Annotated in this window: 24 protein-coding genes; 19 read left to right on the top strand and 5 right to left on the bottom strand. The window is 62.5% G+C overall.

Translation table 11 applies throughout. The annotated features are described in order from the left end of the window. Window positions 1–5: 5 nt before the first annotated feature. Genes tauA through tauD form a run of 4 tightly spaced genes read left to right on the top strand, consistent with a single transcriptional unit; the run spans window position 6 to window position 3461 of the window. A complete protein-coding gene (gene tauA / locus BM70_RS0108100; protein WP_025855539.1) occupies window positions 6–983 on the top strand; it encodes a taurine ABC transporter substrate-binding protein in 978 nt (325 codons plus the stop codon). Window positions 984–1000: 17 nt separating this feature from the next. Further along, a complete protein-coding gene (tauB, locus tag BM70_RS0108095) occupies window positions 1001–1780 on the top strand; it encodes a taurine ABC transporter ATP-binding subunit (protein WP_025855538.1) in 780 nt (259 codons plus the stop codon). Next, the gene (gene tauC, locus BM70_RS0108090; RefSeq protein WP_025855537.1) at window positions 1777–2613 is read left to right on the top strand and encodes a taurine ABC transporter permease TauC; all 837 of its coding nucleotides are present in this window, start codon (window positions 1777–1779) and stop codon (window positions 2611–2613) included. The genes tauB and tauC overlap by 4 nt, the downstream gene beginning before the upstream one ends. 11 nt (window positions 2614–2624) lie before the next feature. Continuing rightward, window positions 2625–3461, top strand: coding sequence for a taurine dioxygenase (gene tauD, locus BM70_RS0108085; protein WP_025855536.1), 837 nt, complete (start codon window positions 2625–2627; stop codon window positions 3459–3461). A 155-nt stretch (window positions 3462–3616) separates the two neighbouring features. Here the strand turns inward: tauD and mgrA are convergent, their stop codons facing one another. The 3 genes from mgrA to BM70_RS0108070 form a co-directional block, all read right to left on the bottom strand. Then, window positions 3617–4654 (bottom strand): L-glyceraldehyde 3-phosphate reductase, encoded by a 1038-nt coding sequence (gene mgrA / locus BM70_RS0108080; protein WP_025855535.1) that lies wholly within the window; start codon window positions 4652–4654, stop codon window positions 3617–3619. A 108-nt stretch (window positions 4655–4762) separates the two neighbouring features. Continuing rightward, complete coding sequence (locus tag BM70_RS0108075; RefSeq protein ID WP_025855534.1) at window positions 4763–6091, bottom strand: OprD family outer membrane porin; 1329 nt, start codon at window positions 6089–6091, stop codon at window positions 4763–4765. Between the two features lie 161 nt (window positions 6092–6252). Continuing rightward, window positions 6253–7143, bottom strand: coding sequence for a LysR family transcriptional regulator (locus BM70_RS0108070; RefSeq protein WP_025855533.1), 891 nt, complete (start codon window positions 7141–7143; stop codon window positions 6253–6255). Between the two features lie 120 nt (window positions 7144–7263). Here BM70_RS0108070 and BM70_RS0108065 point away from each other — a divergent pair, with 120 nt between their 5' ends. The 3 genes from BM70_RS0108065 (at window position 7264) to BM70_RS0108055 (ending at window position 9278) form a co-directional block, all read left to right on the top strand. Beyond that, complete coding sequence (locus BM70_RS0108065; protein WP_025855532.1) at window positions 7264–7995, top strand: SDR family oxidoreductase; 732 nt, start codon at window positions 7264–7266, stop codon at window positions 7993–7995. 30 nt (window positions 7996–8025) lie between these two features. Beyond that, complete coding sequence (locus BM70_RS0108060) at window positions 8026–8922, top strand: SDR family oxidoreductase (protein ID WP_025855531.1); 897 nt, start codon at window positions 8026–8028, stop codon at window positions 8920–8922. Window positions 8923–9029: 107 nt separating this feature from the next. Next, entirely contained in the window at window positions 9030–9278 is a 249-nt protein-coding gene (locus BM70_RS0108055) for a hypothetical protein (protein ID WP_025855530.1), read from the top strand. A gap of 3 nt (window positions 9279–9281) precedes the next feature. Here BM70_RS0108055 and betT read toward each other — a convergent pair whose 3' ends face one another. Both betT and epsC read right to left on the bottom strand, forming a co-directional pair. Next, window positions 9282–11243, bottom strand: coding sequence for a choline transporter BetT (gene betT / locus BM70_RS0108050; RefSeq protein ID WP_177326539.1), 1962 nt, complete (start codon window positions 11241–11243; stop codon window positions 9282–9284). A 401-nt stretch (window positions 11244–11644) separates the two neighbouring features. Further along, window positions 11645–12571 (bottom strand): serine O-acetyltransferase EpsC, encoded by a 927-nt coding sequence (gene epsC, locus BM70_RS0108045; RefSeq protein WP_025855527.1) that lies wholly within the window; start codon window positions 12569–12571, stop codon window positions 11645–11647. Between the two features lie 166 nt (window positions 12572–12737). Between epsC and BM70_RS0108040 the strand changes: the two genes are divergently transcribed. From BM70_RS0108040 to BM70_RS0107985, 12 genes are all read left to right on the top strand, one after another. Further along, window positions 12738–13733, top strand: a complete 996-nt coding sequence (locus BM70_RS0108040) for a D-cysteine desulfhydrase (protein ID WP_025855526.1) — start codon at window positions 12738–12740, stop codon at window positions 13731–13733. A 282-nt stretch (window positions 13734–14015) separates the two neighbouring features. Further along, window positions 14016–14810, top strand: coding sequence for a cystine ABC transporter substrate-binding protein (gene tcyJ / locus BM70_RS0108035; protein WP_025855525.1), 795 nt, complete (start codon window positions 14016–14018; stop codon window positions 14808–14810). Then, on the top strand, window positions 14810–15475 hold the full coding sequence (tcyL, locus tag BM70_RS0108030; protein ID WP_010214112.1) for a cystine ABC transporter permease: 666 nt from the start codon (window positions 14810–14812) through the stop codon (window positions 15473–15475). Before tcyJ ends, tcyL begins: the two co-directional genes overlap by 1 nt. 3 nt (window positions 15476–15478) lie before the next feature. Further along, window positions 15479–16225: an L-cystine ABC transporter ATP-binding protein TcyN gene (gene tcyN / locus BM70_RS0108025; protein ID WP_025855524.1), complete on the top strand. Its 747-nt coding sequence runs from the start codon at window positions 15479–15481 to the stop codon at window positions 16223–16225. 367 nt (window positions 16226–16592) lie between these two features. Further along, the gene (locus tag BM70_RS0108020; protein ID WP_025855523.1) at window positions 16593–17357 is read left to right on the top strand and encodes a hypothetical protein; all 765 of its coding nucleotides are present in this window, start codon (window positions 16593–16595) and stop codon (window positions 17355–17357) included. Window positions 17358–17544: 187 nt separating this feature from the next. Next, window positions 17545–18786, top strand: coding sequence for an SfnB family sulfur acquisition oxidoreductase (locus BM70_RS0108015; protein WP_025855522.1), 1242 nt, complete (start codon window positions 17545–17547; stop codon window positions 18784–18786). 24 nt (window positions 18787–18810) lie between these two features. Further along, window positions 18811–20004 carry an SfnB family sulfur acquisition oxidoreductase gene (locus BM70_RS0108010; protein ID WP_025855521.1) on the top strand — a complete coding sequence of 398 codons (1194 nt, stop codon included), beginning with the start codon at window positions 18811–18813 and terminating at the stop codon, window positions 20002–20004. Continuing rightward, entirely contained in the window at window positions 20005–21357 is a 1353-nt protein-coding gene (locus BM70_RS0108005; RefSeq protein WP_025855520.1) for an LLM class flavin-dependent oxidoreductase, read from the top strand. Window positions 21358–21478: 121 nt separating this feature from the next. After that, the gene (locus BM70_RS0108000; RefSeq protein ID WP_025855519.1) at window positions 21479–22294 is read left to right on the top strand and encodes a MetQ/NlpA family ABC transporter substrate-binding protein; all 816 of its coding nucleotides are present in this window, start codon (window positions 21479–21481) and stop codon (window positions 22292–22294) included. After that, window positions 22291–23406 (top strand): methionine ABC transporter ATP-binding protein, encoded by a 1116-nt coding sequence (locus BM70_RS0107995; RefSeq protein WP_025855518.1) that lies wholly within the window; start codon window positions 22291–22293, stop codon window positions 23404–23406. The genes BM70_RS0108000 and BM70_RS0107995 overlap by 4 nt, the downstream gene beginning before the upstream one ends. Beyond that, window positions 23396–24040 carry a methionine ABC transporter permease gene (locus tag BM70_RS0107990; RefSeq protein WP_025855517.1) on the top strand — a complete coding sequence of 215 codons (645 nt, stop codon included), beginning with the start codon at window positions 23396–23398 and terminating at the stop codon, window positions 24038–24040. The genes BM70_RS0107995 and BM70_RS0107990 overlap by 11 nt, the downstream gene beginning before the upstream one ends. A 39-nt stretch (window positions 24041–24079) precedes the next feature. Next, entirely contained in the window at window positions 24080–24706 is a 627-nt protein-coding gene (locus tag BM70_RS0107985; protein WP_025855516.1) for a bifunctional 2-polyprenyl-6-hydroxyphenol methylase/3-demethylubiquinol 3-O-methyltransferase UbiG, read from the top strand. The last annotated feature ends 35 nt before the right edge of the window (window positions 24707–24741 follow it).

Here is a 24741-nt window from a genome sequence, read left to right as displayed (position 1 = left end):
TCCCCTTGAAACTGTTAACCCCTCTGCGCCTCCTGGCCGCATTGTCCCTGGCCGGTGCCAGCCTGTTTGCCCAGGCGGCGGATGTGACCATCGCTTACCAGACCACCGTGGACCCGGCCAAAGTCGCCCAGGCCGACGGGGCCTATGAAAAAGCCACCAATGCCAAGATCGACTGGCGCAAATTCGACAATGGCGCCGATATCATCGCCGCCATCGCTTCCGGCGACGTACAGATCGGCTATCTCGGCTCCAGCCCGCTGACCGCAGCCATCACCCGCAAAGTGCCGGTGGAAACCTTCCTCGTCGCCACCCAGATCGGCGGTGCCGAAGCCCTGGTGGCGCGCAACGGTTCGGGGATCAACAGCCCGCCGGACCTGATCGGCAAGAAAGTCGCCGTGCCCTTCGTGTCCACCGGGCACTACAGCCTGCTGGCCGCGCTGAAGCACTGGAACATCGACCCGTCCAAAGTGACCATTCTCAACCTCGCGCCACCGGCAATCATCGCCGCCTGGAAGCGCGGTGATATCGACGCGACTTACGTGTGGGATCCAGCCCTGGGTGTCGCCAAGGAAAACGGCAAGGTGCTGATCACCTCCGGCGAACTGGCCAAGTTCGGCGCGCCGACCTTCGATGCGTGGATCGTGCGCAAGGACTTCGCCGAGAAGCACCCGGAAATCGTCACCGCGTTCGCCAAAGTCACCCTGGATGCCTACGCCGCCTACCGCAAGGACCCACAAGCCTGGCTCGCCGACACGGGCAACGTCGACAAACTGGTGAAGCTCTCCGGCGCCAAGGCCAGTGACATCCCGTTGCTGCTGCAAGGCAACGTCTACCCGCTGGCCGCTGACCAGGTGACCCTGCTGGGCGCGCCGACGACCAAGGCCGTGACCGATACCGCTGCGTTCCTGAAGGAACAAGGCAAGGTCGAAGCCGTACTGCCGGACTACGCCCCTTACGTCAGCGCCAAATTCATCACCCACTGATTCAGGAGTTCATTGCGATGGCCTTGCTACAGCTGGAGCGCATCAGCGCACAGTACCCAGGCGCCACAGAACCGGTACTGTCAGACATTTCACTCGACCTGGGGCCCCAGCAATTGCTGGTGGCCCTCGGCCCGTCCGGCAGTGGCAAGACTTCGCTGTTGAACCTGATTGCCGGTTTTGTCGAACCGTCTGCCGGGCGCATCACCCTTGATGGCGTGCCGGTCAAAGGCCCCAGCGCCGAGCGCGGCGTGGTGTTCCAGGATGACGCTCTGCTGCCCTGGCAGGACGTGCTGGCCAATGTGGGTTTCGGCCTGGAGCTGGCCGGCGTGCCCAAGGCGCAACGCGAAATCCGCGCCCGGGAAATGCTCGCGCTGGTCGACCTGGCCGGTTTCGACAGCCGCCGCATCTGGCAGCTTTCCGGCGGCCAGAAGCAACGTGTCGGCCTGGCCCGCGCCCTGGCGGCCGACCCTCGCGTGTTGCTGATGGACGAACCCTTCGGCGCCCTCGATGCCTTCACCCGCGAACAGATGCAGGAGTTGCTGCTGCAAGTCTGGCGGCGCACGGCCAAACCGGTGTTCCTGATTACTCACGACATCGAAGAAGCGGTCTTTCTCGCCACCGATCTGATCCTGCTGGCGCCCAACCCCGGCCAGATCGTCGAACGCCTGAGCCTGGACTTCGGCCAACGCTACGCCGCCGGTGAATCGGCACGGGCGATCAAGTCCGACCCACGCTTTATCGAAACCCGCGAACACGTGCTGGGCAAAGTGTTCTCCCAACGGCAGGTGTCCGCATGAGCAGCTACGAACTCCCCGCCACCGCCACCAAGCCGGTGACGCACGCGGTTATCCCGGTACGTCGCAGCTTGAGCACGCACTGGATCAGCCTGCTGACCCTGGTCGCCTTGCTGGCCATCTGGTGGGCCGTGACTGCCACCGGTTTGATCGAACCGCTGTTCCTGCCACCGCCGTCCGCGGTGCTGCAAAAAGGCTGGCTGCTGGCGACCACGGGCTACATGGATTCCACCCTCTGGCAGCACCTGGGCGCGAGCCTCAGCCGTATCGGCCTGGGCCTTGGCTTTGCGGTGCTGACCGCCGTGCCGGTGGGGATTGCCATCGGTTCCAACCGTATTGCCCGGGGCGTGCTCGACCCGCTGATCGAGTTCTACCGGCCGATCCCGCCGCTGGCCTACCTGCCGTTGATCGTGATCTGGTGCGGCATCGGCGAGCTGTCCAAGGTGCTGCTGATTTACCTGGCGATCTTTGCACCGATTGCCATCGCCACCGCCACCGGCGTGCGCACGGTCGACCCGGCCAAGCTGCGCGCCGCGCAGTCGCTGGGCGCCACCCGCGCGCAGCTGATTCGCCATGTGATCCTGCCGAGCGCCCTGCCCGACATCCTCACCGGCGTACGTATCGGGCTGGGTGTGGGCTGGTCGACATTGGTCGCCGCAGAATTGATCGCCGCCACCAGCGGCCTGGGCTTCATGGTGCAATCGGCGGCCCAGTTCCTGGTCACCGATGTGGTGGTGCTGGGGATCCTGGTCATCGCCTTGATCGCCTTTGCCATGGAAATGGGCTTGCGGGCCCTGCAGCGTAAATTGGTGCCGTGGCATGGCCAGGCACATTGAGTGAGAACAGCATGAGCAGCCTGACCGTTACACCATTAAGCACCGCCCTGGGCGCCCAGATCAGTGGCGTCGATATTACCCAGCCGCTGAACCTCGAACAGCGCGACGCCATCGAGCAGGCGTTGCTCACGCACTCGGTGCTGTTCTTCCGCGGCCAAGCCATCAACCCGCAACAACAGGCGCGGTTCGCGGCGAACTTCGGTGACCTGCATATCCACCCGATCTACCCCAATGTGCCGGAACAGCCCGAAGTGCTGATCCTCGACACCGCCGTCACCGACGTGCGCGACAACGCGGTATGGCACACCGACGTGACCTTCCTGCCCACCCCGGCGCTCGGCGCGGTGCTCAGCGCCAAGCTGCTGCCGGCGTTTGGCGGTGACACGCTGTGGGCTAGTGGCATTGCCGCGTATGAAGCACTGTCCGAGCCGTTGAAACGCTTGCTCGACGGGCTGACGGCGACCCATGACTTCACCAAGTCCTTCCCGCTGGAGCGCTTTGGCAACACCGCCGAAGACCTGGCGCGCTGGGAAGAAACCCGCAAGAAGAACCCGCCGCTTTCGCACCCGGTGGTGCGTACGCATCCGGTGAGTGGGCGCAAGTCGCTGTTCGTAAGTGATGGGTTTACCACCAAGATCAATGAGCTTGAGCCGGCGGAGAATGAAGCGATCCTGAAGCTCTTGTTCGCCCACGCGACACGTCCGGAATTCACCATCCGCTGGCGCTGGCAGGAAAATGACGTGGCGTTCTGGGATAACCGCGTGACGCAGCATTACGCGGTGGACGACTACCGGCCGCAGCGGCGGGTGATGCATCGCGCGACCATCTTGGGCGACGTCCCCTTCTAAATCCCCGAACTGTAGGAGCGGGCTTGCTGTGGTGAGTGGGGCTTGTCCCCCGACGGGTGCACCGCAGATCTAATAGGGCTGCTTCGCAGCCCAGCGCAGGGCAAGCCTGCTCACCACAGCAAGCTCGCTCCCGCATTTTGATGGAGGGTGTCGGGTTATTCAGCCGTGGATGGTTTTTCCCACAGGTTGATGCCGCCTTCCTGGGCAAACCGATCAATCTCCGCCAGTTCTTCGGCGCTGAAGCTCAGGTTCTTCAACGCGCCGACGTTCTCGATGATCTGCTCCGGCCGGCTTGCACCGATCAGTGCACTGGTCACCCGTGGATCACGCAGGGTCCAGGCCAACGCCAGTTGCGCCAGGCTCTGGCCGCGACGCTGGGCGATTTCATTCAACGCACGCACGTGGGCGATGTTTTCTTCGGACAGGTGCTTGGCCTGCAGCGAACCACCGCCCGGACGATTGACCCGTGCATCCGCCGGTACGCCGTTGAGGTATTTGTCGGTGAGCAGCCCTTGGGCCAGCGGTGTAAAGGCAATCACCCCGGCACCGAGTTCTTCGGTGGTGTCCAACAGGTCTTTTTCCACCCAGCGGTTAAGCAGGTTATAGGCCGGCTGGTGGATCAGCAGCGGCACTTTCCACTCTTTGAGCAGGGCGGCGATTTCGCGGGTTTTTACGCCCGAGTACGACGAGATACCGATGTACAACGCCTTGCCCTGTTGCACAGCGGTGGCCAGGGCGCTGGCGGTTTCTTCCAGTGGGGTGTCCGGGTCAAAGCGGTGGGAGTAGAAAATATCCACATAGTCGACACCCAGGCGTTGCAGGCTCTGGTCGAGGCTGGCCAGCACGTATTTGCGCGAACCGCCGCCCTGGCCGTAGGGGCCGGGCCACATGTCCCAGCCGGCCTTGCTGGAGATGATCAGTTCGTCGCGGTAGTGCTTGAAATCTTCGCGCAGCAAACGGCCGAAGTTGATCTCGGCGCTGCCGTACGGCGGGCCGTAATTGTTGGCCAGGTCGAAGTGGTTGATCCCCAGGTCGAACGCGGTGCGCAGCAGGGCACGCTGGGTGTCGATCGGGGTGCTGTCGCCAAAGTTGTGCCACAGGCCCAGGGACAGTGCAGGCAGCACCAACCCACTGCGGCCTACGCGGCGATACGGGATAGATTCATAGCGGTTTTCGGCAGCAATGTAAGTCATCGAATCCTCTCTTGGACGTAGGCAAATAAGGCCTGGGAATAACGATATTCCCAGGCCTTTTAACCAGCTGAATCGCTTAAGTCTGCCTTTCCGTTTTACAGCAATTTCCTACCAGAGTGGAACGACATAGCTGACATAAAAGCGGTTTTCATCTTGCACGGTGGCGCCGGTGATGTCCGGGCTGGCGTGGGCGTTTTTCCAGGTCACCCCGAGGCCTTTGAGGGTGCCGGTGGGCACTTGATAGGCCACGGCGACGTTACGCTCCCATTCGCTGGTGGTGCCCTGCGCCGTGCGGATGTCATCGCCATGGGCGTAGGCGGCAGAGAACGTCAGGCCGGTGAGGCCGAGTTTGCCGAAGTCATATTTGTACTGCGCCAGCCAGGTGCGCTCGCCGGCATGCTGGAATTTGTTCAACTGCATGTTGGTCAGTGCCGGGGTGTCGGCACCTGAGCCTGGGCCCTGGCGGTTGTCGCCGCTGTTCAGGCCGGAATCCAGGTACGGAAAGTCGCTGTCGCCACTGTTCTTCTGGATACCCAGGCCGACGGTGTGGCCGTCCAGGCTGTAGCTCTCAAGCAAGCTGGCGGTGGTCTGGTTGATGCGGCCCTTGCCCGCGCCATCACCGTAGAGACCCGCCGCCGCGAAGTCTTTATCGCCATCGGCGTTGCCGCCCACGCCCACGCTGCGGAACACGCGCACGTCGGTGTCGATGGCGCCCACAGACAAGGCGTCATGTCGCTTGGCGCCGAGGAAAAACTGCTGGTAGTAATCCTCAAGGTTGGAATACCAGAGGCTGACCGTGGTGTTCTGGATGCCGGTGTAGTCCGCACCGCCGAACAGGAAGCGATCACTCTCTTTGGTACCGCCGGCGGTGATCATGCCCTGGTCGCCGGTTTCGTTGCGGATCTTGGTCTTGAAGATGTCGCCGCCGGTGAAGGTGAAGTCGCTGAGGTCCTTGGACACCAGTTGCACACCGGTATTGGTCTGCTGGTACAGGCGCCCATCGGTGTTGGCCAGCACCGGGTTGTTGCCGTAGAGCGTACCGACGCGCAGCTCATCCTTGGCAAACCGCATCTTGAACGTCGGGCTCAGCACGCCGAACTGGTCGGCGGACTTGCCGTTGTCCAGCGGGAACATGCTGCCGGGGTAACGGCCCTGGTGATCCTTGTCATTGAGGTCGCCACCCGAGTCCAGTTTCAACCCATAGAACGCCTGCAGATCCAGGCCAAAACCCACTGGCCCCTCGGTGTAGCCAGACTTGAAGTTGAACTCGAACCCCTGGCCCCAATCGCGAATGCTGTGAGCCTTGGCGTTGCTGTTCACCACATCACGCCCCTGCTGGTTGAGATAGCGATTGAGCAGGGTCACATCGGCATGGCTGTCATCGATGAAATCGGCATGGGCGGACAGCATAAAGCTCGCCACGGCGACACCCACCATGGGGCTTAATAACGTCTTCATTGGTACCTGTCTCCGTCACTGTTCTGAAATGAAAGCGTCAAACGCTTCACACAATTACGCAGTGGCCAGATGACAGTTACGCGTCAAATCGCGGCATGGACGGATGAAATTAAATTTAAGAAACCCTTCTAATCCGCGGCTTAGCGGGCGTTTTCGAAAATTTCGGCGAGCCAGTCGACGAACACGCGCACCCTTGGCGACATGTGTCGGTTGTGCGGGTAAAGCACCGACACCGGCATCAAGGGTGGCGGTGTTTCGTGGAGGATTTCGCGCATCACGCCCTGCTCGATCAACTCGGCCATGCGGTAATGCGGGCACTGGATAATCCCCAATCCGGCCACCGCACTGGCGGAATAAATCTCCGCGCCGAACACCGACAGCGCACCCTTGATAGTCACTTCCTGCAGCTCGCCATTCACCATGAATTCGAACGGAAACAGCTTCGCCGTGGTGCGCGAAACGTAGTTCACCGCACGGTGCTCACTCAACTCGACCAGACTTTTGGGTTCGCCGTATTTGCGCAGGTAGGCGGGGCTTGCGCAGGTCACTTGGCGCAGGTTGGCGACGCGTCGACCGATCAACGCTGAGTCGCCCAGCGTGCCCGCACGCAGCACGCAGTCCACGCCTTCGGCGATCAGGTCGACAAACCGATCCGCCTCGCTGATGGACAGCTCGATGTCCGGGTAACGCGCCATGAATTGCGGCAGCGCCGGCACCACAAAATATTTGGCCAGGGTGCCGTGCAAATCCACGCGCAAACGTCCCTTGGGCGCCACGGTGCGAAACGCCAGTTCGGCCTCTTCCAGCTCCGCCAGCAACTGCACGCAGCGTTGGTAATACGCCTCGCCATCGAGGGTTGGGCGCACGCGACGGGTGCTGCGCTCCAGCAAGCGCGTGCCCAGCCAGGCTTCGAATTGGTTGAGGGTGTGGGTCAGGGTGGCCCGGGGCAGATTCAAGTCATCGGCCGCGAGCGTGAAGCTGGAACGCTCGTAAATACGCACGAAAACCTTCATGGCCTTGACTTGATCCACGCTGCACTCCTACTGCCTGATTGTTGGCGATTATTGAACAGTCAAGGCAACTCTGGCGCATTTATCGACCTGGGTAAACATGTGAATCTGCTTTCACACCCACTGCAAGGAACCCTGATCATGACCACCCAAGTCGCAATCATCACCGGCGCCTCCCGTGGCATCGGCGCCGTCATCGCCAAACAACTCGCCGCCGACGGTTACGCCGTGGCGATCAACTACGCCAGCAGCGCCACCGAGGCGTCGAAGCTGGTGGTCGAACTGCGCCAGGCCGGCCACCAAGCCATAGCGATCCAGGGCGACGTCGCCAAACCCGCCGACATCAAGCGCCTGTTCGACGAGACCGAAGCCCAGCTGGGCAAGGTCGATGTGCTGATCAACAACGCCGGCATCCTCAAGACACTGCCCCTGGCCCAGCACAGCGATGAGCTCTACAACCAGAACTTCGACATCCACACCCGCGGCACCTTCAACGCCCTGCGCGAAGCCGCCACCCGCCTGAACGACGGCGGGCGCATCGTCAACTTCTCCAGCAGCACCGTCGGCCTCAACTTCCCCGGCTACGCGGTGTACATCGCCAGCAAGGCGGCGGTTGAGTCCCTGACCCAAGTGTTCGCCAAGGAAATGCGCGGGCGCCGCATCACCGTCAATGCCGTGGCCCCAGGGCCGGTCGCCACCGAGTTGTTTTTGCACGGCAAGAGCGAAGAACAGATTCAGGGCATGGCCAAGATGCCGCCGCTGGAACGTCTTGGGCAACCAGAAGATATCGCCGGCGTGGTGTCGTTTTTGGTGAGCCCGGCCGGTGGCTGGGTGAACGGGCAAATCCTGCGCGCCAATGGCGGGCTGGTCTGAATCCCACTTGAATTTGCGGAGGACAACAGCATGAAGTCGATCATCCTGATTACTGGTGCGTCCAGTGGTTTCGGCGCCCTCACCGCCCGTGCCCTGGCCGACGCCGGCCACACGGTGTACGCCAGCATGCGTGAAACCCTGGGGCGCAATGCGCCGCAGGTGGCCGCGGTACAGCGTTATGCCGAGGAGAACCAGGTGGACCTGCGCAGCATCGAGCTGGATGTGGCCTCCAGCGATTCGGTGGAAGCCGGCGTCGCCGCAATCATCGCCGACTGCGGGCGGCTGGATGTGATCATCCACAACGCCGGGCATATGTCCTTCGGCCCGGCCGAAGCCTTCACCGCCGAGCAGTTCGCCCAGCTCTACGACATCAACGTACTGAGCACCCAACGGGTCAACCGTGCGGCGCTGCCGTACTTGCGCAAGCAGGGCAAAGGCCTGGTGCTGTGGGTCTCGTCCAGCAGTGCTCGCGGCGGTACACCGCCGTTTCTTGCACCGTACTTCGCGGCCAAGGCGGCGATGGACTCCCTGGCGGTGTCCTACGCCAGCGAGCTGAGCCGCTGGGGCATCGAAACGTCGATCATCGTGCCCGGCGCGTTCACCAAGGGCACCAACCACTTTGCCCACTCCGGCAAACCTGCGGACCAGGCGCGCGCAAGTGCGTACAACGACGGCCCCTATGCCGGTGTGGCCGACGCTGCGCTGCAAGGCCTGGCGGCCCTGGAACCTGCGGACGCGGACGTGGCTGAAGTGGCCAGGGCCATTGTCGAGATCGTCGACCTGCCCTTCGGCACCCGCCCGTTTCGTCGCCATATCGACCCTTCCGAAGATGGCTGCGAAGTGGTCAACGGCGTGGCGGATCGAGTGCGGGCGGAAATGTTCTGGAAAATCGGCTTGCAGGACTTGCTCAAACCAAAGTCCTTGTAGGAGCGAGCTCGCTCGCGAAAAACCTGAGATCGCTGCGGGGTGTCAGACACCCCGCATCATCGTTGATGACCATCGCCGGCAAGCCGGCTTCTACAGGAGACACTCACATGCACACCCTTGTGGTGGTCAGTTGCGGTCTGGTTCTGCTGGCGCTGATGCTGTTCATCGGCCAAAAGCTGGGCATCAGCCGGCACGCCGTCGCGTGCAGCTTTGTCGGGATTTGGCTGGTGATGGCGGTGGTGAACGGCGCAGTGGGGGTGGTCACCGCCGGCCAGCCCCTGGTGTCGGAGCTGGTGATCGGCGGTGTGGTATTTGGCATCCCCATGATGGTACTGGCCCTTGCGATCAGGGCCTGAGCCTCAGCGCACCAGGTGCAGGAACTGCAGGTGTCGCTCGTACTGGTCGAGGATGTCGTTGATGATCTGTTCCTTGGTGTAGCCGACCAGATCGTAGTCCTGGCTGCCCTCGCTCAAGTGCACTTCCGCGCGGTAGTAGCGACGGTTGTTGAGCTGCTTGGACCCCATTCCACCGCGTGCAAATGACGGCGTGAAATAGCCGCGCATCTGCACCTGGTAAACGAACGGATGCTCCTCACCGTGGCCGATCTCCAGGCTGACGCTGTCGTTGGACGGGTCGGGCTGGGTCACGACGCTGAGGCCTTTTTCGACGAACACCGCCGTCACTTCTTCAATCGCCGGGCGTACCGTGGTCTCAAGGAACCGGTAGACCTCATCCCGTGACGGGAAATGCACGGCCTGGCTCAAGCGCTGGCGCCAGCCGCCTGTGCCCTTGCGTGAACCCGACACCGGCGCCAGCGAGTGCAGTTGGGCGATCTGCTTCTGCGATTCGAGGTAGAACGCCTTGTGCAGCCCCCACATCATCAGCAGCAGGATCATCGAGAACGGCAACGAAGTCAGCACCACCGCCGACTTGAGCGAGTCGATACTGCCGGCGAACAACAAGGCACTGGTGACCAGCGCGGTCATCGCGCCCCAGAACACCCGCAGCCACTTCGGCCCGTCTTCGTCGGCGTTGCCGCCCTTGGACGACAACGTCGACAGCACCACGGTGCCGGAGTCGGCCGAAGTGACGAAGAACACGAAGCTGATAAACACCGTGACTGCGATGACAGTCTTGCTCCACGGGTAGGTTTCCAGCAGCAGGTACAGGCTCATCGACGGGTCATCGATGGCCGACTGGCCGAGCGCGGTCAACCCGTAGTTGAGCACCTGGTCGATGGCGCTGTTGCCGAAGATCGACATCCACGCCAGGGTGAAACCCAGCGGGATCAGCAGCACGCCGAACACGAACTCGCGGATGGTGCGGCCACGGGAAATACGCGCGATGAACAGCCCCACGAACGGCGACCATGCGATCCACCAGGCCCAGTAGAACACCGTCCAGCCGCCCAGCCAGTCGCTTGGCTTGTCGTAGGCGTATACATCGAAACTCTTGGTCGGCAAGGCGCCCAGGTAGTCACCGATGTTCTGGATCAAGGTATTGAGCAAATGCTGGGTGGGCCCGGCGAACAACACGAACAGCAGCAGCGCGCAGGCCAGCAGCATGTTGATGTCGGACATCACCCGCACGCCCTTGTCGACGCCGGAGACGGCGACCAGGATCGCCGCGCCCATCATCAGGGTGATCAGACCGACCTGAATCCACTGGGTGTGGGCGACACCAAACAGGTAATCCAGCCCGGAGTTGAGGTGCAGCACGCCAAAGCCCATATCCGCGCCGAGGCCGAACACCGTGGCGATGATGCCAAAGCCATCCACTGCGTAACCGATGGGGCCATTGATGCGCTTGCCGATCAGCGGGTACAGCGCCGAGCGCAAGGCCAGCGGCAGGTTATGCCGGTAGGCGAAGTACGCCAGGGCCATGCCGACAAAGGCGAACACGCCCCAACCGTGCAGGCCCCAGTGCAGAAACAGGATCTGCATGGCCTGGCGCGCGGCATCAGCGTTCATCGGCGCGCCCTGGGGCGGTTGCACCAGATGCGTCAGCGGCTCGGACACGCAGAAGAAGAACAGCGTGATACTGATCCCTGCGGCGAACAGCATCCCGGCCCAGGACAGGTAACTGAATTCGGGCTCGTCGTGGTCGGCACCGAGTTTTATCTTGCCGTAGCCCGATAGCGCGGTGACCACCACGAAGACCAGATACAGGGTCATCGCCAGCATGTAGTACCAGCCGACCGTATTGGCCGCCCAGTTTTGCGCCGCCAGCAGCCAGGCGCCGGCCTGTTGCGGGATAGCGATGACAGTGATGCCGAACAGCAGGATGAAGGTCGCGGCAAAGTAGAAGACGGGCGCATTCATGCGCACCAGGCCGCTGGATGGGGTGGACGATGCACTCATAAACGATGCACCCCGAGGGCAGGGGATGTGGCTGTCAATAACGGACTCAGCAAAGGTAAGCCTCCTGTTGTGAGCGGGCAGCGAACCACCGGTTTAACTTGAACGAACATTCAAGTTAAACATACGAAGGCGGTCTGGGACTAATCGCAGGGCTGAGTGGTAGGTAATTCCTACACTAGCTCAAGGACTGGTATGACGGGCGGGGACGACAAATCGTTCAGCGATTGCGAGGGAAATTTGGAATACGGTCAACCCTGTGGGAGCTGGCTTGCCGGCGATGGCGGTAGGTCAGCAACCTATCCGCTGACGGGTACACCGCTATCGCCGGCAAGCCAGCTCCCACAGGGGTTTGCGTAAGCTTTCTATTTTTGCGTGCCGTCATCGTGTTGCAGGTTGGCCTGGGTGATATTCGCCCCTGCCGGCACGCTGCGGGTCAGCCACACGTTGCCGCCGATGGTCGACCCCTTGCCGATGGTGATGCGCCCCAGGATGGTCGCGCCGGCGTAGATCACCACATCGTCCTCGACAATCGGGTGACGCGGATGCCCCTTCTGCAACTGCCCGTCCTCGTCGGCCGGGAAGCGCTTGGCGCCCAGGGTCACGGCCTGGTAGATGCGCACACGCTCGCCGATGATCGCGGTTTCGCCGATCACCACACCGGTCCCGTGGTCGATGAAGAAGCTCGGACCGATCTGCGCGCCCGGGTGGATATCGATGCCCGTGGCCGAGTGAGCGATTTCCGCACTGATGCGCGCCAACAGCGGCAAACCAGCGCGGTACAGGTGGTGCGCCAGGCGATGGTGAATCACCGCCAGGATCCCCGGATAGCACAGCAGTACTTCATCCACGCTGCGCGCCGCTGGGTCGCCGTGGTAAGCGGCCAGCACATCGGTGTCCAGCAGGCTGCGCAGTGACGGCAGGGCCAGGGCGAAATCCTGGATCAGGCGGATAGCATGGGCGTCGACGGCGCCGTCATCCTGGCCGCTCTGGCGCGCGGCGTAGCGCAACTCCAGGCGGGCCTGGGCGAGCAGCGCATTGAGCGCCACATCCAGGGTGTGGCCGACGTAGAAATCTTCGCTTTCTTCCCGCAGGTCCACTGGCCCCAGGCGCATCGGGAACAGCGCACCGCACAGCGCTTCGAGAATCTGCGCTACCGCCTCGCGGGCCGGCAGCTCGCGGCCGCCATGTTCGCCACTCAAGCGGCCATTGCGCGCTCGCCACTGGTCCCGGGCGCCGCGCAGTTGGCTGACGATGGTCTGTAATTGCCAATGACTGGAACGCTCACTCACGGTATTCACTCCTGACGTAATGGCGCTCACTTTACGGTATGCACCCGGGCCGCCCTTAAGAACCAATGGTGCAATGCTAAGAACCATCCGGAATAAGCGATTGGCGGTTGCCCGATGAGAAAGTGCCTGCCTATAGTCGCCCCATACTTCTCAACCGTGCGTAGCCATGATCAAACAACAGCTCGACCGTTTTAACCGCCTGGAACTACTGGGCGGCGCCACTGCCCTGGAAAAGCTCGAGCGGCTGTCGGCCTGGTTGGGCAGGGATATCTACGTCAAGCGCGACGACACCACGCCGCTGGCCATGGGTGGCAATAAGTTGCGCAAACTCGAGTACCTGGCCGCCGATGCCATCGCCCAGGGCGCCGACACCCTGGTGACCGCCGGCGCCATCCAGTCCAACCACGTGCGCCAGACTGCCGCGCTGGCCGCCAAGCTAGGCCTGGGCTGCGTCGCGCTGCTCGAAAACCCCACCGGCACCGAAGACCCCAACTACCTGGGCAACGGCAACCGCCTGCTGCTGGAGCTGTTCGACGCCAAGGTGGAACAGGTGGAGAACCTCGACAACGTCGACGACCAGCTCAACGCCCTCGCCGACCGTCTGCGCAGCAACGGCAAGAAGCCGTACCTGGTGCCCATCGGCGGTTCCAACGCCCTCGGGGCCCTGGGTTACGTGCGCGCCGGGCTGGAGCTGGCCGGACAGATCGAAGACAGTGGGATCGAATTTGCCGCCGTGGTGCTGGCGTCCGGCAGTGCGGGGACCCACAGTGGCCTTGCCCTGGCCTTGAGCGAAGTGCTGCCGAACCTGCCAGTGATTGGCGTCACCGTGTCCCGCACTGACGAAGCCCAGCGCCCGAAAGTGCAGGGCCTGGCCGAACGCACCGCCGAGTTGCTGGGTGTGGATGTTCCCGAAGCCTTCAAAGTGATCCTGTGGGACGAATACTTCGGCCCGCGCTACGGCGAACCGAACGCCGGCACACTGGCAGCGGTCAAGTTACTGGCGAGCCAGGAGGGCCTGCTGCTGGACCCGGTCTACACTGGCAAGGCCATGGCCGGCTTGCTGGACGGCATCGGGCGTCAGCGCTTTGAGGACGGGCCGATCATTTTCCTGCATACCGGTGGCGCGCCAGCGTTATTTGCCTACAACTCGGTATTCAATTGAATAAAAGCGGACTAAAAAATGTGGGAGCTGGCTTGCCTGCGATGGCGGTCTGTCAGCTACAAATGTGCTGACCTTTGCACCGCTATCGCAGGCAAGCCAGCTCCCACATTAAAAAGGTCGTATATTCAATAATCGAATAACAATTTATATTTATATTATTTTCAAGTCTTAAAAACCCGCTTTATAGTCGCGCCGTAGGCGAAGACGCGCTTCGCGCTTTAAGGCAGGATACGACTACTGCGTCACCTGCTTCGCTCAACATAAAAAACACAGGGGCTCTTCATGACTATTTCTGTATTCCGTCGCACGTTGTTGGTTGGCACTTTGGGCCTGGCACTCGGGGCTGGCCTGATGGGCCAAGCCATCGCGGGTGAACAGCTGGACAGCATCAAGAAGGCTGGCGAGATCAAGATCGGCCTGGAAGGCACCTACCCGCCGTTCAGCTTTGTCGATGAAAGCGGCAAGCTCAGCGGTTTCGAAGTGGAGCTGTCCGAAGCCCTGGCCAAGGAGCTGGGCGTGAAGGTCAAGCTGCAGGCTACGCCATGGGACGGCATCCTCGCGGCCCTGGAATCCAAGCGCCTGGACGCCGTGGTCAACCAAGTGACCATCTCTGAAGAGCGCAAGAAAAAGTACGACTTCTCCAAGCCTTACACCGTCTCCGGTATCCAGGCGCTGACCCTGAAAAAGAACGTCGACACCATCAAGACCGCCGACGACCTGGCCGGCAAGAAAGTCGGTGTGGGCCTGGGCACCAACTACGAACAATGGCTCAAGGACAATCAACCAAAAGCCATCATCAAGACCTACAACGATGACCCGACCAAGTTCCAGGACCTGCGCATCGGCCGTGTCGACGCCATCCTGATCGACCGCCTGGCCGCGCTGGAATACGCCAAGAAAGCCACCGACACCGCTGCCGCAGGCGCTGCCTTCTCCCGTCAGGAAGCCGGTATTGCCCTGCGCAAAGGCGAGCCTGAACTGCTGGCCGCTGTGAACCAGGCCCTGGACAAGCTGCGCGCCGACGGCACCTTGAAGAAGCTGTCCGAGAAGTACTTCAACGCTGACGTCACTCAATAATGGAAGCAGGTTTCCAACTCGCGCTGGACTCCGCGCCCTTTCTGCTCAAGGGCGCGTACTACACGGTGATCCTCAGCCTCGGCGGGATGTTTTTCGGTTTGCTGCTGGGCTTCGGCCTGGCCTTGATGCGTCTGTCGCGCTTCAAGCTGGTGAGCTGGCTCGCCCGAGTCTACGTGTCGTTCTTTCGCGGCACGCCCTTGCTGGTACAGCTGTTCCTGATCTACTACGGCTTGCCGCAAGTGGGCATCGAGCTGGATCCGATCCCGGCAGCCATGATCGGCTTTTCGCTGAACATGGCCGCCTACGCCTGTGAAATCCTGCGTGCCGCCATCGGTTCCATCGAGCGTGGCCAGTGGGAAGCCGCCGCCAGTATCGGCATGACCCGCGCGCAGACCCTGCGCCGGGCCATCCTGCCGCAGGCGATGCGCACCGCCTTGCCGCCCCTGGGCAACAGCTTTATTTCGCTGGTCAAGGACACGGCGCTGGCCGCCACCATCCAGGTGCCCGAGCTGTTCCGCCAGGCACAGCTGGTGTCTGCACGGACCTTCGAAATCTTCACCATGTATCTGTCCGCTGCCCTGATCTACTGGATCCTGGCGAGCATCCTGGCGCATTTGCAGAATCGTCTGGAAGACCGGGTCAACCGGCATGACCTGGAGTCCTGAAGCATGATCGTGGTTGAAAAACTGACCAAACAATTCAAGGGTCAGGTGGTGCTCAACGGTATCGACCTTGAGGTCAAGGAAGGCGAAGTCATCGCCATCATCGGCCCCAGCGGTTCCGGCAAGACCACCTTCCTGCGCTGCCTGAACTTCCTCGAACAACCCACCAGTGGCCGCATCAAGGTGGGTGACATCGAGATCGACACCAGCAAGCCGATCAACCAGCAACAAAGCCTGGTGCGGCGCCTGCGCCAGCACGTGGGTTTTGTGTTCCAGAGCTTCAACCTGTTCCCCCACCGCACCGCGCTGGAAAACGTCATCGAAGGCCCCACCGTGGTCAAGAAGATGCCGCGCGAAGCCGCTGTCGCGCTGGGGCGCCAGTTGCTGGCCAGGGTCGGCCTGGCGGGCAAGGAAGACGCCTACCCACGGCGCCTGTCCGGTGGCCAGCAGCAGCGCGTGGCGATTGCCCGTGCGCTGGCCATGGAGCCGGAGGTGATCCTGTTCGACGAACCCACCTCGGCCCTCGACCCGGAGTTGGTGGGTGAAGTGCTGGCGACCATTCGCAGCCTCGCCGAGGAAAACCGCACCATGGTCATCGTCACCCACGAGATGAGCTTCGCCCGCGATGTGGCCAACCGGGTGATCTTCTTCGACAAGGGCGTGATCGTCGAACAAGGCGAAGCCAAGGCGTTGTTCGCCAACCCCAGGGAAGAGCGCACCAAACAGTTCCTGAGCAAATTTCTCGCCCACTGATCCCCCTGTAGAGCCGGCTTGCCGGCGAAGAACGCTCAGGCAACACGGTAAATCCGGTTGACCGCTTTATCGTTGACGTTCTTCGCTGGCAAGCCGGCTCCTACAAGGGAATCGTCGTCACCGCGGGTAAAACATCCCGCCGCACCTACCTGAATATCCCCGCGTCAGTCAGACCCTTCTGAATCTCTCCAACACTGCCATTTAGCCCTTTGCCGCCATTGACGCCCATCGTCCAACCCTCTTATCTAGCGCCCAGAGGATTGGATCCTATCCCGGCTATTCACTGAATCGTTCTGTTCGGCCCACCGCGCTCACTCGCGCCAAAGGTCCGGAGCGATTGCTGCTGGCTGCATCAAGGAGATTACATATGACGCCCCCCCTGCTCACCGCCCCGACACTGCCCCAGGCCATCGACAATGGCATCAATGCGCTGGCCGCCACACACCTGCAGGTCGACATCGCGCCGTATCCCGGCATGGATGAAGGCGACCTGATCGAGCTGTTCTGGAACAACTGTTTCGCCGCCTCACGCCGGGTCACCGCCTGCAAGATCGGCATGGCCACCCGTCTGCGAGTCCCGGAAAGCTTCGTGCTGGATGGCCCGACCCGCGTGCATTATCAGGTCATGCAGGTCGGCCGCGCGCCTGCACGTTCGGCCGAGACGCTCGTACGCGTGAAGACCCGTTCGCCAGGCGGACGTCCCTCGCCGCTGTACCGCGACGAGAACCAGAATCTCGCCCCCGTGGGCCTGCCCGACACCATCCGCCGCTACGGCGTCAACGCCAGCCAGGTTCGACGCGGTGTCCCCCTGACCATCGAGCCCTACCTGAACATGACCAGCGGCGATGCCATCACCCTGCGCTGGGGCGATGCGCGCCTGGACCTGCCGAAGATACAGGCCGGGGATGTCGGCCTGGCGGTGCAGGTGTGGGTGCCTTCGACATTGATTGTCGAGGCCGGCGACGACTGCCGGCTGGAGGTGACGTACTGCATTCTTGACCGCGTCGGCAACAATTCACGTTGGGCGCCATCCCGCACTTTGCGCATTGCCGGCGAGGCGCCGACCCGCCCCGCCGGGACCGCGCTGATCTACCAGCAACGCCCGCTGGGCTCACCTTGCGAACGTGGATGACAGACCTTCTATGCATATTCCCAAAAGTTAGTTTATTTAAATATTTAACGCGCTTAGGGTATATACACCGGACCACCGGACATCACTGATTTTTCTGTTTTTATTTCATTGAATGCGAGGTCGGTATGGTCAGAATTACCCCGGTGCATAACGCCAGGGCATTACGTGCAGCCAAGGAGCGGCGCTGATGTCTAACTTGGCTGTAACACCCCCCCAGAGTGATCTGGACGTAGCCCCCCTGCTGTTGCCGGCCGCCGTGCTGCGCAACGACGCAGAGGCGCTGAAGGCTGCCCATGAGCTGGCCCAGGCTGCACGCCTGCAAGCCGCCAAGCGCGACCAGCAGCGCAAGCTGCCGTGGGCGCAGATCGAGCAGTTCACCCGCAGTGGGCTCGGCAGTATTTCCATTCCCCGTGAGTACGGCGGCCCGCAGGTGTCGTTCGTGACCCTGGCCGAGGTGTTCGCGATCATCAGCGCGGCAGACCCGGCCCTCGGACAGATCCCGCAGAATCATTTCGGCATCCTGCACCTGTTGCAGGGCGCTGCCACCGAACGCCAGAAAAAGCAGCTGTTCCAGAGCGTCCTCGACGGCTGGCGCATCGGCAATGGCGGCCCGGAACGCGGCACCAAGAACACCCTGGAGCTCAAGGCACGCATCACTGCCGAAGGTGACGGCTATGTGATCAGCGGCCAGAAGTTCTACTCCACCGGCGCATTGTTTGCCCACTGGGTCGCCGTGAAAGCCCTGAACGATGAGGGCAAGCAAGTCATGGCGTTCGTGCGCCGTGGCACCGAAGGCCTGCGCATCGTTGACGATTGGTCCGGCTTCGGCCAGCGCACCACCGCCAGCGGCACCGTGCTGCTGGACCAGGTGCCGGTGGACGCGGAGCTGGTAGTTGAGAACTGGCGCATCGGCGAAACCCCGACTATCCAGGGCGCCGTCTCGCAACTGATCCAGGCCGCCATCGACGCCGGCATCGCCCGCGGCGCACTGGATGACACCATTGCGTTCGTGCGTGAACGCTCGCGCCCATGGATCGACGCCAAGGTCGAACGCGCCAGCGATGACCTGTATGTGATCGCCGACATCGGCAAGCTGAAGATCGAACTGCACGCCGCCGAAGCCCTGCTGCGCAAGGCCGGCCAGGTGCTGGACCAGGTCAGCGCCGCGCCGATCACCGCGCAGTCCGCTGCGCGCGCATCCATCGCGGTGGCCGAAGCCAAGGTGCTGACCACCGAAGTGTCGCTGCTGGTCAGCGAAAAGCTCTTCGAACTGGCTGGCAGCCGCGCCACCCTCGCCGAGTTCAACCTCGACCGCCACTGGCGCAACGCTCGCGTGCACACCCTGCACGACCCGGTGCGCTGGAAGTACCACGCGGTGGGCGCCTATCGCCTGAACGGCACTCTGCCGGCTCGCCATTCCTGGATCTGACCGACCAGACATCTGGAGAACATCATGACTTTCTCTCACCCCGTCGCGGTCATCACCAGCGACGAACAAGCCCTTATTGTGGCCAGCGACCTGGCTGAAGACTTTCGCCGCGACAGCGCCCAGCGCGACCGCGAGCGCCGCCTGCCCTTGCCCGAACTGGACGTGTTCTCGCGCTCCGGCCTGTGGGGCATCAGCGTACCCAGGGAATTCGGCGGCGCGGGGGTTTCCAACGTCACCCTGGCCAAGGTCATCGCCCTGATAGCCCAGGCGGATGCTTCCCTGGGCCAGATCCCGCAGAACCATTTCTATGCCTTGGAAGTGCTGCGTGTGAACGGCAGCCCGGCGCAACAACAACGCCTGTACGCAGAAGTATTGGCCGGCCAGCGTTTCGGCAACGCCCTGGCGGAATTGGGCACGAAAACCGCGCATGACCGCGTCACCAAAATCACTCGCGATGGTGATGGCTTTCGTATCAGCGGCCGCAAGTTCTACTCCACCGGCGCGATCTACGCCCAGCGTATCCCCACCTCGGTGGTGGATGAATACGGCGTGCAGCAACTCGCCTTTGTGCCCCGCGACAGCGAAGGCCTGAGCGTGATCGACGACTGGAGCGGCTTCGGCCAGCGCACCACCGGCAGCGGGTCGGTGGTGTTCGACAACGTGTGGGTCGCGGCGCAGGATGTGATCCCGTTCCAGAGTGCCTTCGAGCGCCCGACCACGGTCGGCCCCCTGGCGCAGATTCTTCACGCCGCCATCGACACCGGTATCGCCCGCGCCGCCTTTGAAGATGCGTTGCACTTTGTACGCACCAAGACCCGCCCGTGGATCGACGCCGGCAACGACAAAGCCACCGAAGACCCACTCACCCTGAAAAGCTTCGGCCACCTGAGCATCCGCCTGCACGCCGCCGAAGCGCTGCTGGAACGCTCGGGTGAATTCCTCGACCGCGCCCAGGCCGACAGCAATGCCGAGACGGTGGCGGCCGCCTCGATCGCCGTCGCCGAAGCGCGCGCCTTGAGCACCGAAATCTCCCTGGCCGCCGGCAGCACCTTGTTCGAACTCGCCGGCAGCCAGGCAACCCTGGCCGAGCACGGCCTCGACCGCCACTGGCGCAACGCTCGCGTGCACACCCTGCACGACCCGGTGCGCTGGAAGTACCACGCGGTGGGCAATTACTACCTCAACGATGAAAACCCGCCACTGCGGGGGACCATCTGAATGGCAAAGAAAAAAATCCTGCTCAATGCCTTCAACATGAACTGCATCGGGCATATCAACCATGGCCTGTGGACTCACCCACGGGACACGTCCACCCAATACAAGACCATTGAGTACTGGACCGAGCTGGCCAAGACGCTGGAGCGCGGGCTGTTCGACGGTTTGTTCATCGCCGACATCGTCGGCGTCTACGACATCTACCAGAACTCGATCGACGTGCCGCTCAAGGAGTCGATCCAACTGCCGGTGAACGACCCGTTGCTGCTGGTCTCGGCCATGGCGGTCGTCACCCAAAACCTCGGCTTCGGCCTCACTGCCAACCTCACCTACGAGCCGCCTTATCTGTTCGCCCGGCGCATGTCCACGCTGGACCACCTGAGCCGTGGCCGAGTGGGCTGGAATATCGTCACCGGCTACCTCGACAGCGCCGCCAAGGCCATGGGCCTCACCGAGCAGGTCGAGCATGATCGCCGTTACGACCAGGCCGATGAGTACTTGGAGGTGCTCTACAAACTCTGGGAAGGCAGCTGGGAAGACGGCGCGGTGCTCAACGATCCGCAGGCGCGGGTGTATGCGCAGCCGGGCAAGGTGCACAAGGTCGAGCACCACGGCGAGTTCTACCAGGTGGAGGGTTACCACCTTTGCGAACCTTCGCCGCAACGCACACCGGTACTGTTCCAGGCCGGCAGTTCGGACCGCGGCCTGCTGTTCGCCGGGCGCCATGCCGAGTGCGTCTTCATCAGCGGCCAGAACAAGGCCGCGACCAAGGTCCAGGTGGATAAGGTGCGCGCCAGCGCAGTCGAGGCCGGGCGCAATCCGGATGACATCAAGGTGTTCATGGGCCTCAACGTGATCGTGGGCACCACCGAAGAACTCGCCTGGGCCAAGCACGCCGAATACCTGAGCTACGCCAGCCCGGAAGCCGGCGTGGCGCATTTCTCGGCGTCCACCGCCATCGATTTCGCCCAGTACGATCTGGACGAGCCCATCCAGTACGTGAAGAGCAACGCGATCCAGTCGGCCACCAAGAACCTGCAGAACAACGACTGGACCCGGCGCAAGTTACTGGAGCAGCACGCCCTCGGCGGCCGCTATATCACCCTGGTCGGCTCGCCCGAACAGGTCGCCGGCGAACTTGAATCCTGGATCAGCGAAACCGGCCTGGACGGCTTCAACCTCACGCGCATCGTCACCCCGGAAAGCTACGTGGACTTCATCGACCTGGTGGTGCCGGAGTTGCAGCGCCGTGGCTCGTACAAGACCGCCTATGAGACCGGCACGCTGAGGGAAAAAGTCTTTCACGGCACGGCTCGCCTGCCCGAACAACACACCGGATCCCACTACCGACACTGACCCCTGTAGGAGCCGGCTTGCCGGCGATGGCGGTAGATCAGACAGACCGCTATCGCCGGCAAGCCAGCTCCCACAGTTGATCGCGTTATTAACAACGACACCTTATGACTGGAAAACCATTATGAAAAAGACGCTCCTCACCCACCCAGTCAAAGCACTGGCCCTGGCTTTCGGACTGTTCAGCTCGGCCGTGTTCGCCGCCGATGCACCCTTGAAGATCGGCACCACCGCCGCCTTCGCCATTCCCCTCGAAGCCGCCGTTGCCGAAGCCGGCAAACAAGGTTTGAAGGTCGAGCTGGTGGAGTTCACCGACTGGATCGCGCCCAACGTCAGCCTGGCTGCCGGCGACATTGACGTGAACTACTTCCAGCACATCCCGTTCCTGGAAAACGCCAAGGCCGCCGCCGGCTTTGACCTGGTGCCGTACGCGCCGGGCATCATCAACAACGTCGGCCTGTATTCGAAGAAGTACAAGAGCATCAACGACCTGCCCCAGGGCGCCAGCGTGGCGATTGCCAACGACCCGATCAACAGCGGTCGCGGCCTGCAACTGCTGGCCAAGGCGGGCTTGATCACCCTCAAGCCGGGCGTGGGCTACAAGGCTACCGAAGAAGACATCGTCAGCAACCCGAAGAAGATCAAGATCCTGCAAGTCGAGGCCGTGCAACTGGTGCGCGCCTATGACGATGCCGACCTGGTGCAGGGCTACCCGGCGTATATCCGCCTGTCCAAGACCTTCGATGCCGAGTCGGCGCTGCTGTTCGACGGCCTCGACCACCCGGAATACGTGATCCAGTTTGTGATCCAGCCCAAGAGCAAGACCGACCCGCGCGTAATCAAGTTCGTCGATATCTACCAGCATTCGCCAGTGGTGCGCGCTGCGTTGGATAAATCCCTGGGCAAGCTGTACCAGGTGGGCTGGGAAGATAAAAAATGACCGCCGCCAACACCCAACTGCGCGACCTGGGTTCTACGCCCAGGGACGCCGAGCAGACTGAACTGCATCCGGACCTCAACCGTGCCCATGTGCGCTTTATCAACCTGGGCAAGACCTACGACGGCACCGTGCATGCACTACAGGGCATCGACCTGGCGATCCAGCGCGGTGAAGTGTTCGGCATCATCGGCCGCAGCGGCGCCGGCAAATCGTCGCTGATCCGCACCATCAACCGCCTGGAACAACCCAGCAGCGGACGCGTGCTGATCGACCAGGTGGACATCGGCGCGTTCGATGAAGACCGCCTGGTGGCGCTGCGCCGGCGCATCGGCATGATCTTCCAGCACTTCAACCTGATGTCGGCCAAGACCGTGTGGCAGAACGTCGAGTTGCCGCTGAAAGTCGCCGGCGTGCCCAAGCCCCAGCGTGAACAAAAAGTCCGCGAGCTGCTGGAGCTGGTGGGCCTGCAGGACAAGCACAAGGCTTACCCCGCGCAGCTCTCCGGCGGGCAGAAACAGCGCGTGGGCATCGCCCGTTCGTTGGTGCACGACCCGCAGATTCTGCTGTGCGACGAGGCCACCTCGGCCCTCGACCCGGAGACCACCCAGTCGATCCTCGGCCTGCTGCGCGAGATCAACCAGCGCCTGGGCCTGACCATCGTGCTGATCACCCATGAAATGGCGGTGATTCGCGAAATCTGCGACCGCGTGGTGGTGCTGGAGCACGGCCGTATCGTCGAGCAAGGCCCGGTATGGCAAGTGTTCGGCAACCCGCAACATGAGGTCAGCAAGACCCTGCTGGCGCCGCTGCAACACGGGCTGCCGGATGAACTGCAAAACCGTTTGCAACCCACACCAACGTCGGCGGACGCGGCGGTCGTACTGCGCTTGCAGTTCACCGGCAGCGACACCGACGAACCGGACCTGGCCGCCTTGTTCGGTGCGCTTGGCGGGCGCGTACGCTTGCTGCAAGGCGGCGTGGAGCGCATCCAGGGGCATGCCTTGGGGCAATTGCTGCTGGCGGTAAGTGGCTCGACCCACGGCGCCGAAGAACTGCGCAAACGCGCCGGGCAGTGGGCACAACAGGTGGAGGTGCTGGGCTATGTGGTTTGATCGTTTAGTGCAGGGCGCCATCGACACCTTGTTGATGGTCGGCGTGTCATCGTTGATTGCGCTGCTGGTGGGCATCCCGCTGGCGGTGTTTTTGGTCACCAGCGACAAAGGCGGCATCTACCAGGCGCCGGCGTTGAACCGCGTGCTGGGGGCGTTCGTCAATCTGTTCCGCTCGATTCCGTTCCTGATCCTGATGGTGGCGCTGATCCCGTTCACCCGGCTGATCGTCGGCACCACCTATGGCGTCTGGGCTGCGGTGGTACCGCTGACCATCGCCGCCACGCCGTTTTTTGCGCGGATCGCCGAGGTGAGCCTGCGTGAGGTCGACCACGGTTTGATCGAGGCCGCACAAGCCATGGGCTGCCGTCGCTGGCACATCATCTGGCACGTGCTGTTGCCGGAAGCGCTGCCGGGAATCGTCGGCGGGTTCACCATCACCCTGGTGACCATGATCAACTCGTCAGCCATGGCGGGCGCGATTGGCGCGGGCGGCCTGGGTGATATCGCCTACCGCTACGGCTACCAACGTTTCGATACGCAGATCATGCTGACCGTGATCCTGCTGCTGGTGATTCTGGTGGCCGTGATTCAACTCGGTGGTGATCGCCTGGCCCGAGTGCTGAACAAGAGGTGAGGTATAGTCGGGCCATCTCAGCGCCCGGTATTGCCCACCATGACCCTCAAGCCCGACGACCTCGACCAGATCACGTCCACCACCCTCGGCCACTACAACAAGGTGGCCGAGGACTTCCGTGAAGGCACGCGCGACCACGATGTGAGCCAGAACATCGACGCGCTGCTGCGGCATATCCAGGGCACGGCGCCGTTTACCGTGCTGGACTTCGGCTGCGGACCGGGCCGTGATTTGCAGACCTTTACGCGCATGGGGCATATCGCCGTCGGGCTCGATGGCTCGGAGCGGTTTGCGCAAATGGCGCGGGAAGACAGCGGCTGCGAAGTGTTGCAGCAGGACTTCCTCAAGCTGGAGCTGCCCGCCGAGCGCTTCGATGGGATCTTCGCCAACGCGGTGCTGTTTCATATCCCCAAGCAGGAACTGCCGCGTGTGCTCAGGCAACTGCATGGAGCGTTGAAGCCAGGGGGCGTGCTGTTCAGTTCCAATCCTCGAGGCGAGAACCAGGAAGGCTGGAATGGGCCACGGTATGGGTCTTATCACGACCTGCAAGCGTGGCAAACGCTGCTGACGACGGCGGGGTTTGTGGAGTTGGAGCATTACTACCGGCCTGCTGGGCTGCCTCGGGAGCAGCAACCGTGGCTGGCCAGTGTATGGCGTAAACGCTAGATATTCGGCGCCTGCACCGGCCTCATCGCCGGCAA

Origin of the sequence: Pseudomonas sp. CHM02 (assembly GCF_000612585.1) — a bacterium.
GTDB lineage: Bacteria > Pseudomonadota > Gammaproteobacteria > Pseudomonadales > Pseudomonadaceae > Aquipseudomonas.
This window is presented reverse-complemented; position numbering and strand designations above follow the sequence as displayed.

Bases quoted from the DNA above. Each gene is read 5' to 3' on its own strand.
- tauB (WP_025855538.1), top strand. From the start codon at position 1,001: ATGGCCTTGCTACAGCTGGAGCGCATCAGCGCACAGTACCCAGGCGCC.
- tauC (WP_025855537.1), top strand. From the start codon at position 1,777: ATGAGCAGCTACGAACTCCCCGCCACCGCCACCAAGCCGGTGACGCAC.
- tauD (WP_025855536.1), top strand. From the start codon at position 2,625: ATGAGCAGCCTGACCGTTACACCATTAAGCACCGCCCTGGGCGCCCAG.
- mgrA (WP_025855535.1), bottom strand. From the start codon at position 4,654: ATGACTTACATTGCTGCCGAAAACCGCTATGAATCTATCCCGTATCGC.
- BM70_RS0108075 (WP_025855534.1), bottom strand. From the start codon at position 6,091: ATGGTGGGTGTCGCCGTGGCGAGCTTTATGCTGTCCGCCCATGCCGAT.
- BM70_RS0108065 (WP_025855532.1), top strand. From the start codon at position 7,264: ATGACCACCCAAGTCGCAATCATCACCGGCGCCTCCCGTGGCATCGGC.
- BM70_RS0108060 (WP_025855531.1), top strand. From the start codon at position 8,026: ATGAAGTCGATCATCCTGATTACTGGTGCGTCCAGTGGTTTCGGCGCC.
- BM70_RS0108055 (WP_025855530.1), top strand. From the start codon at position 9,030: ATGCACACCCTTGTGGTGGTCAGTTGCGGTCTGGTTCTGCTGGCGCTG.
- betT (WP_177326539.1), bottom strand. From the start codon at position 11,243: ATGAATGCGCCCGTCTTCTACTTTGCCGCGACCTTCATCCTGCTGTTC.
- BM70_RS0108040 (WP_025855526.1), top strand. From the start codon at position 12,738: ATGATCAAACAACAGCTCGACCGTTTTAACCGCCTGGAACTACTGGGC.
- tcyJ (WP_025855525.1), top strand. From the start codon at position 14,016: ATGACTATTTCTGTATTCCGTCGCACGTTGTTGGTTGGCACTTTGGGC.
- tcyL (WP_010214112.1), top strand. From the start codon at position 14,810: ATGGAAGCAGGTTTCCAACTCGCGCTGGACTCCGCGCCCTTTCTGCTC.
- tcyN (WP_025855524.1), top strand. From the start codon at position 15,479: ATGATCGTGGTTGAAAAACTGACCAAACAATTCAAGGGTCAGGTGGTG.
- BM70_RS0108020 (WP_025855523.1), top strand. From the start codon at position 16,593: ATGACGCCCCCCCTGCTCACCGCCCCGACACTGCCCCAGGCCATCGAC.
- BM70_RS0108015 (WP_025855522.1), top strand. From the start codon at position 17,545: ATGTCTAACTTGGCTGTAACACCCCCCCAGAGTGATCTGGACGTAGCC.
- BM70_RS0108010 (WP_025855521.1), top strand. From the start codon at position 18,811: ATGACTTTCTCTCACCCCGTCGCGGTCATCACCAGCGACGAACAAGCC.
- BM70_RS0108005 (WP_025855520.1), top strand. From the start codon at position 20,005: ATGGCAAAGAAAAAAATCCTGCTCAATGCCTTCAACATGAACTGCATC.
- BM70_RS0108000 (WP_025855519.1), top strand. From the start codon at position 21,479: ATGAAAAAGACGCTCCTCACCCACCCAGTCAAAGCACTGGCCCTGGCT.
- BM70_RS0107995 (WP_025855518.1), top strand. From the start codon at position 22,291: ATGACCGCCGCCAACACCCAACTGCGCGACCTGGGTTCTACGCCCAGG.
- BM70_RS0107990 (WP_025855517.1), top strand. From the start codon at position 23,396: ATGTGGTTTGATCGTTTAGTGCAGGGCGCCATCGACACCTTGTTGATG.
- BM70_RS0107985 (WP_025855516.1), top strand. From the start codon at position 24,080: ATGACCCTCAAGCCCGACGACCTCGACCAGATCACGTCCACCACCCTC.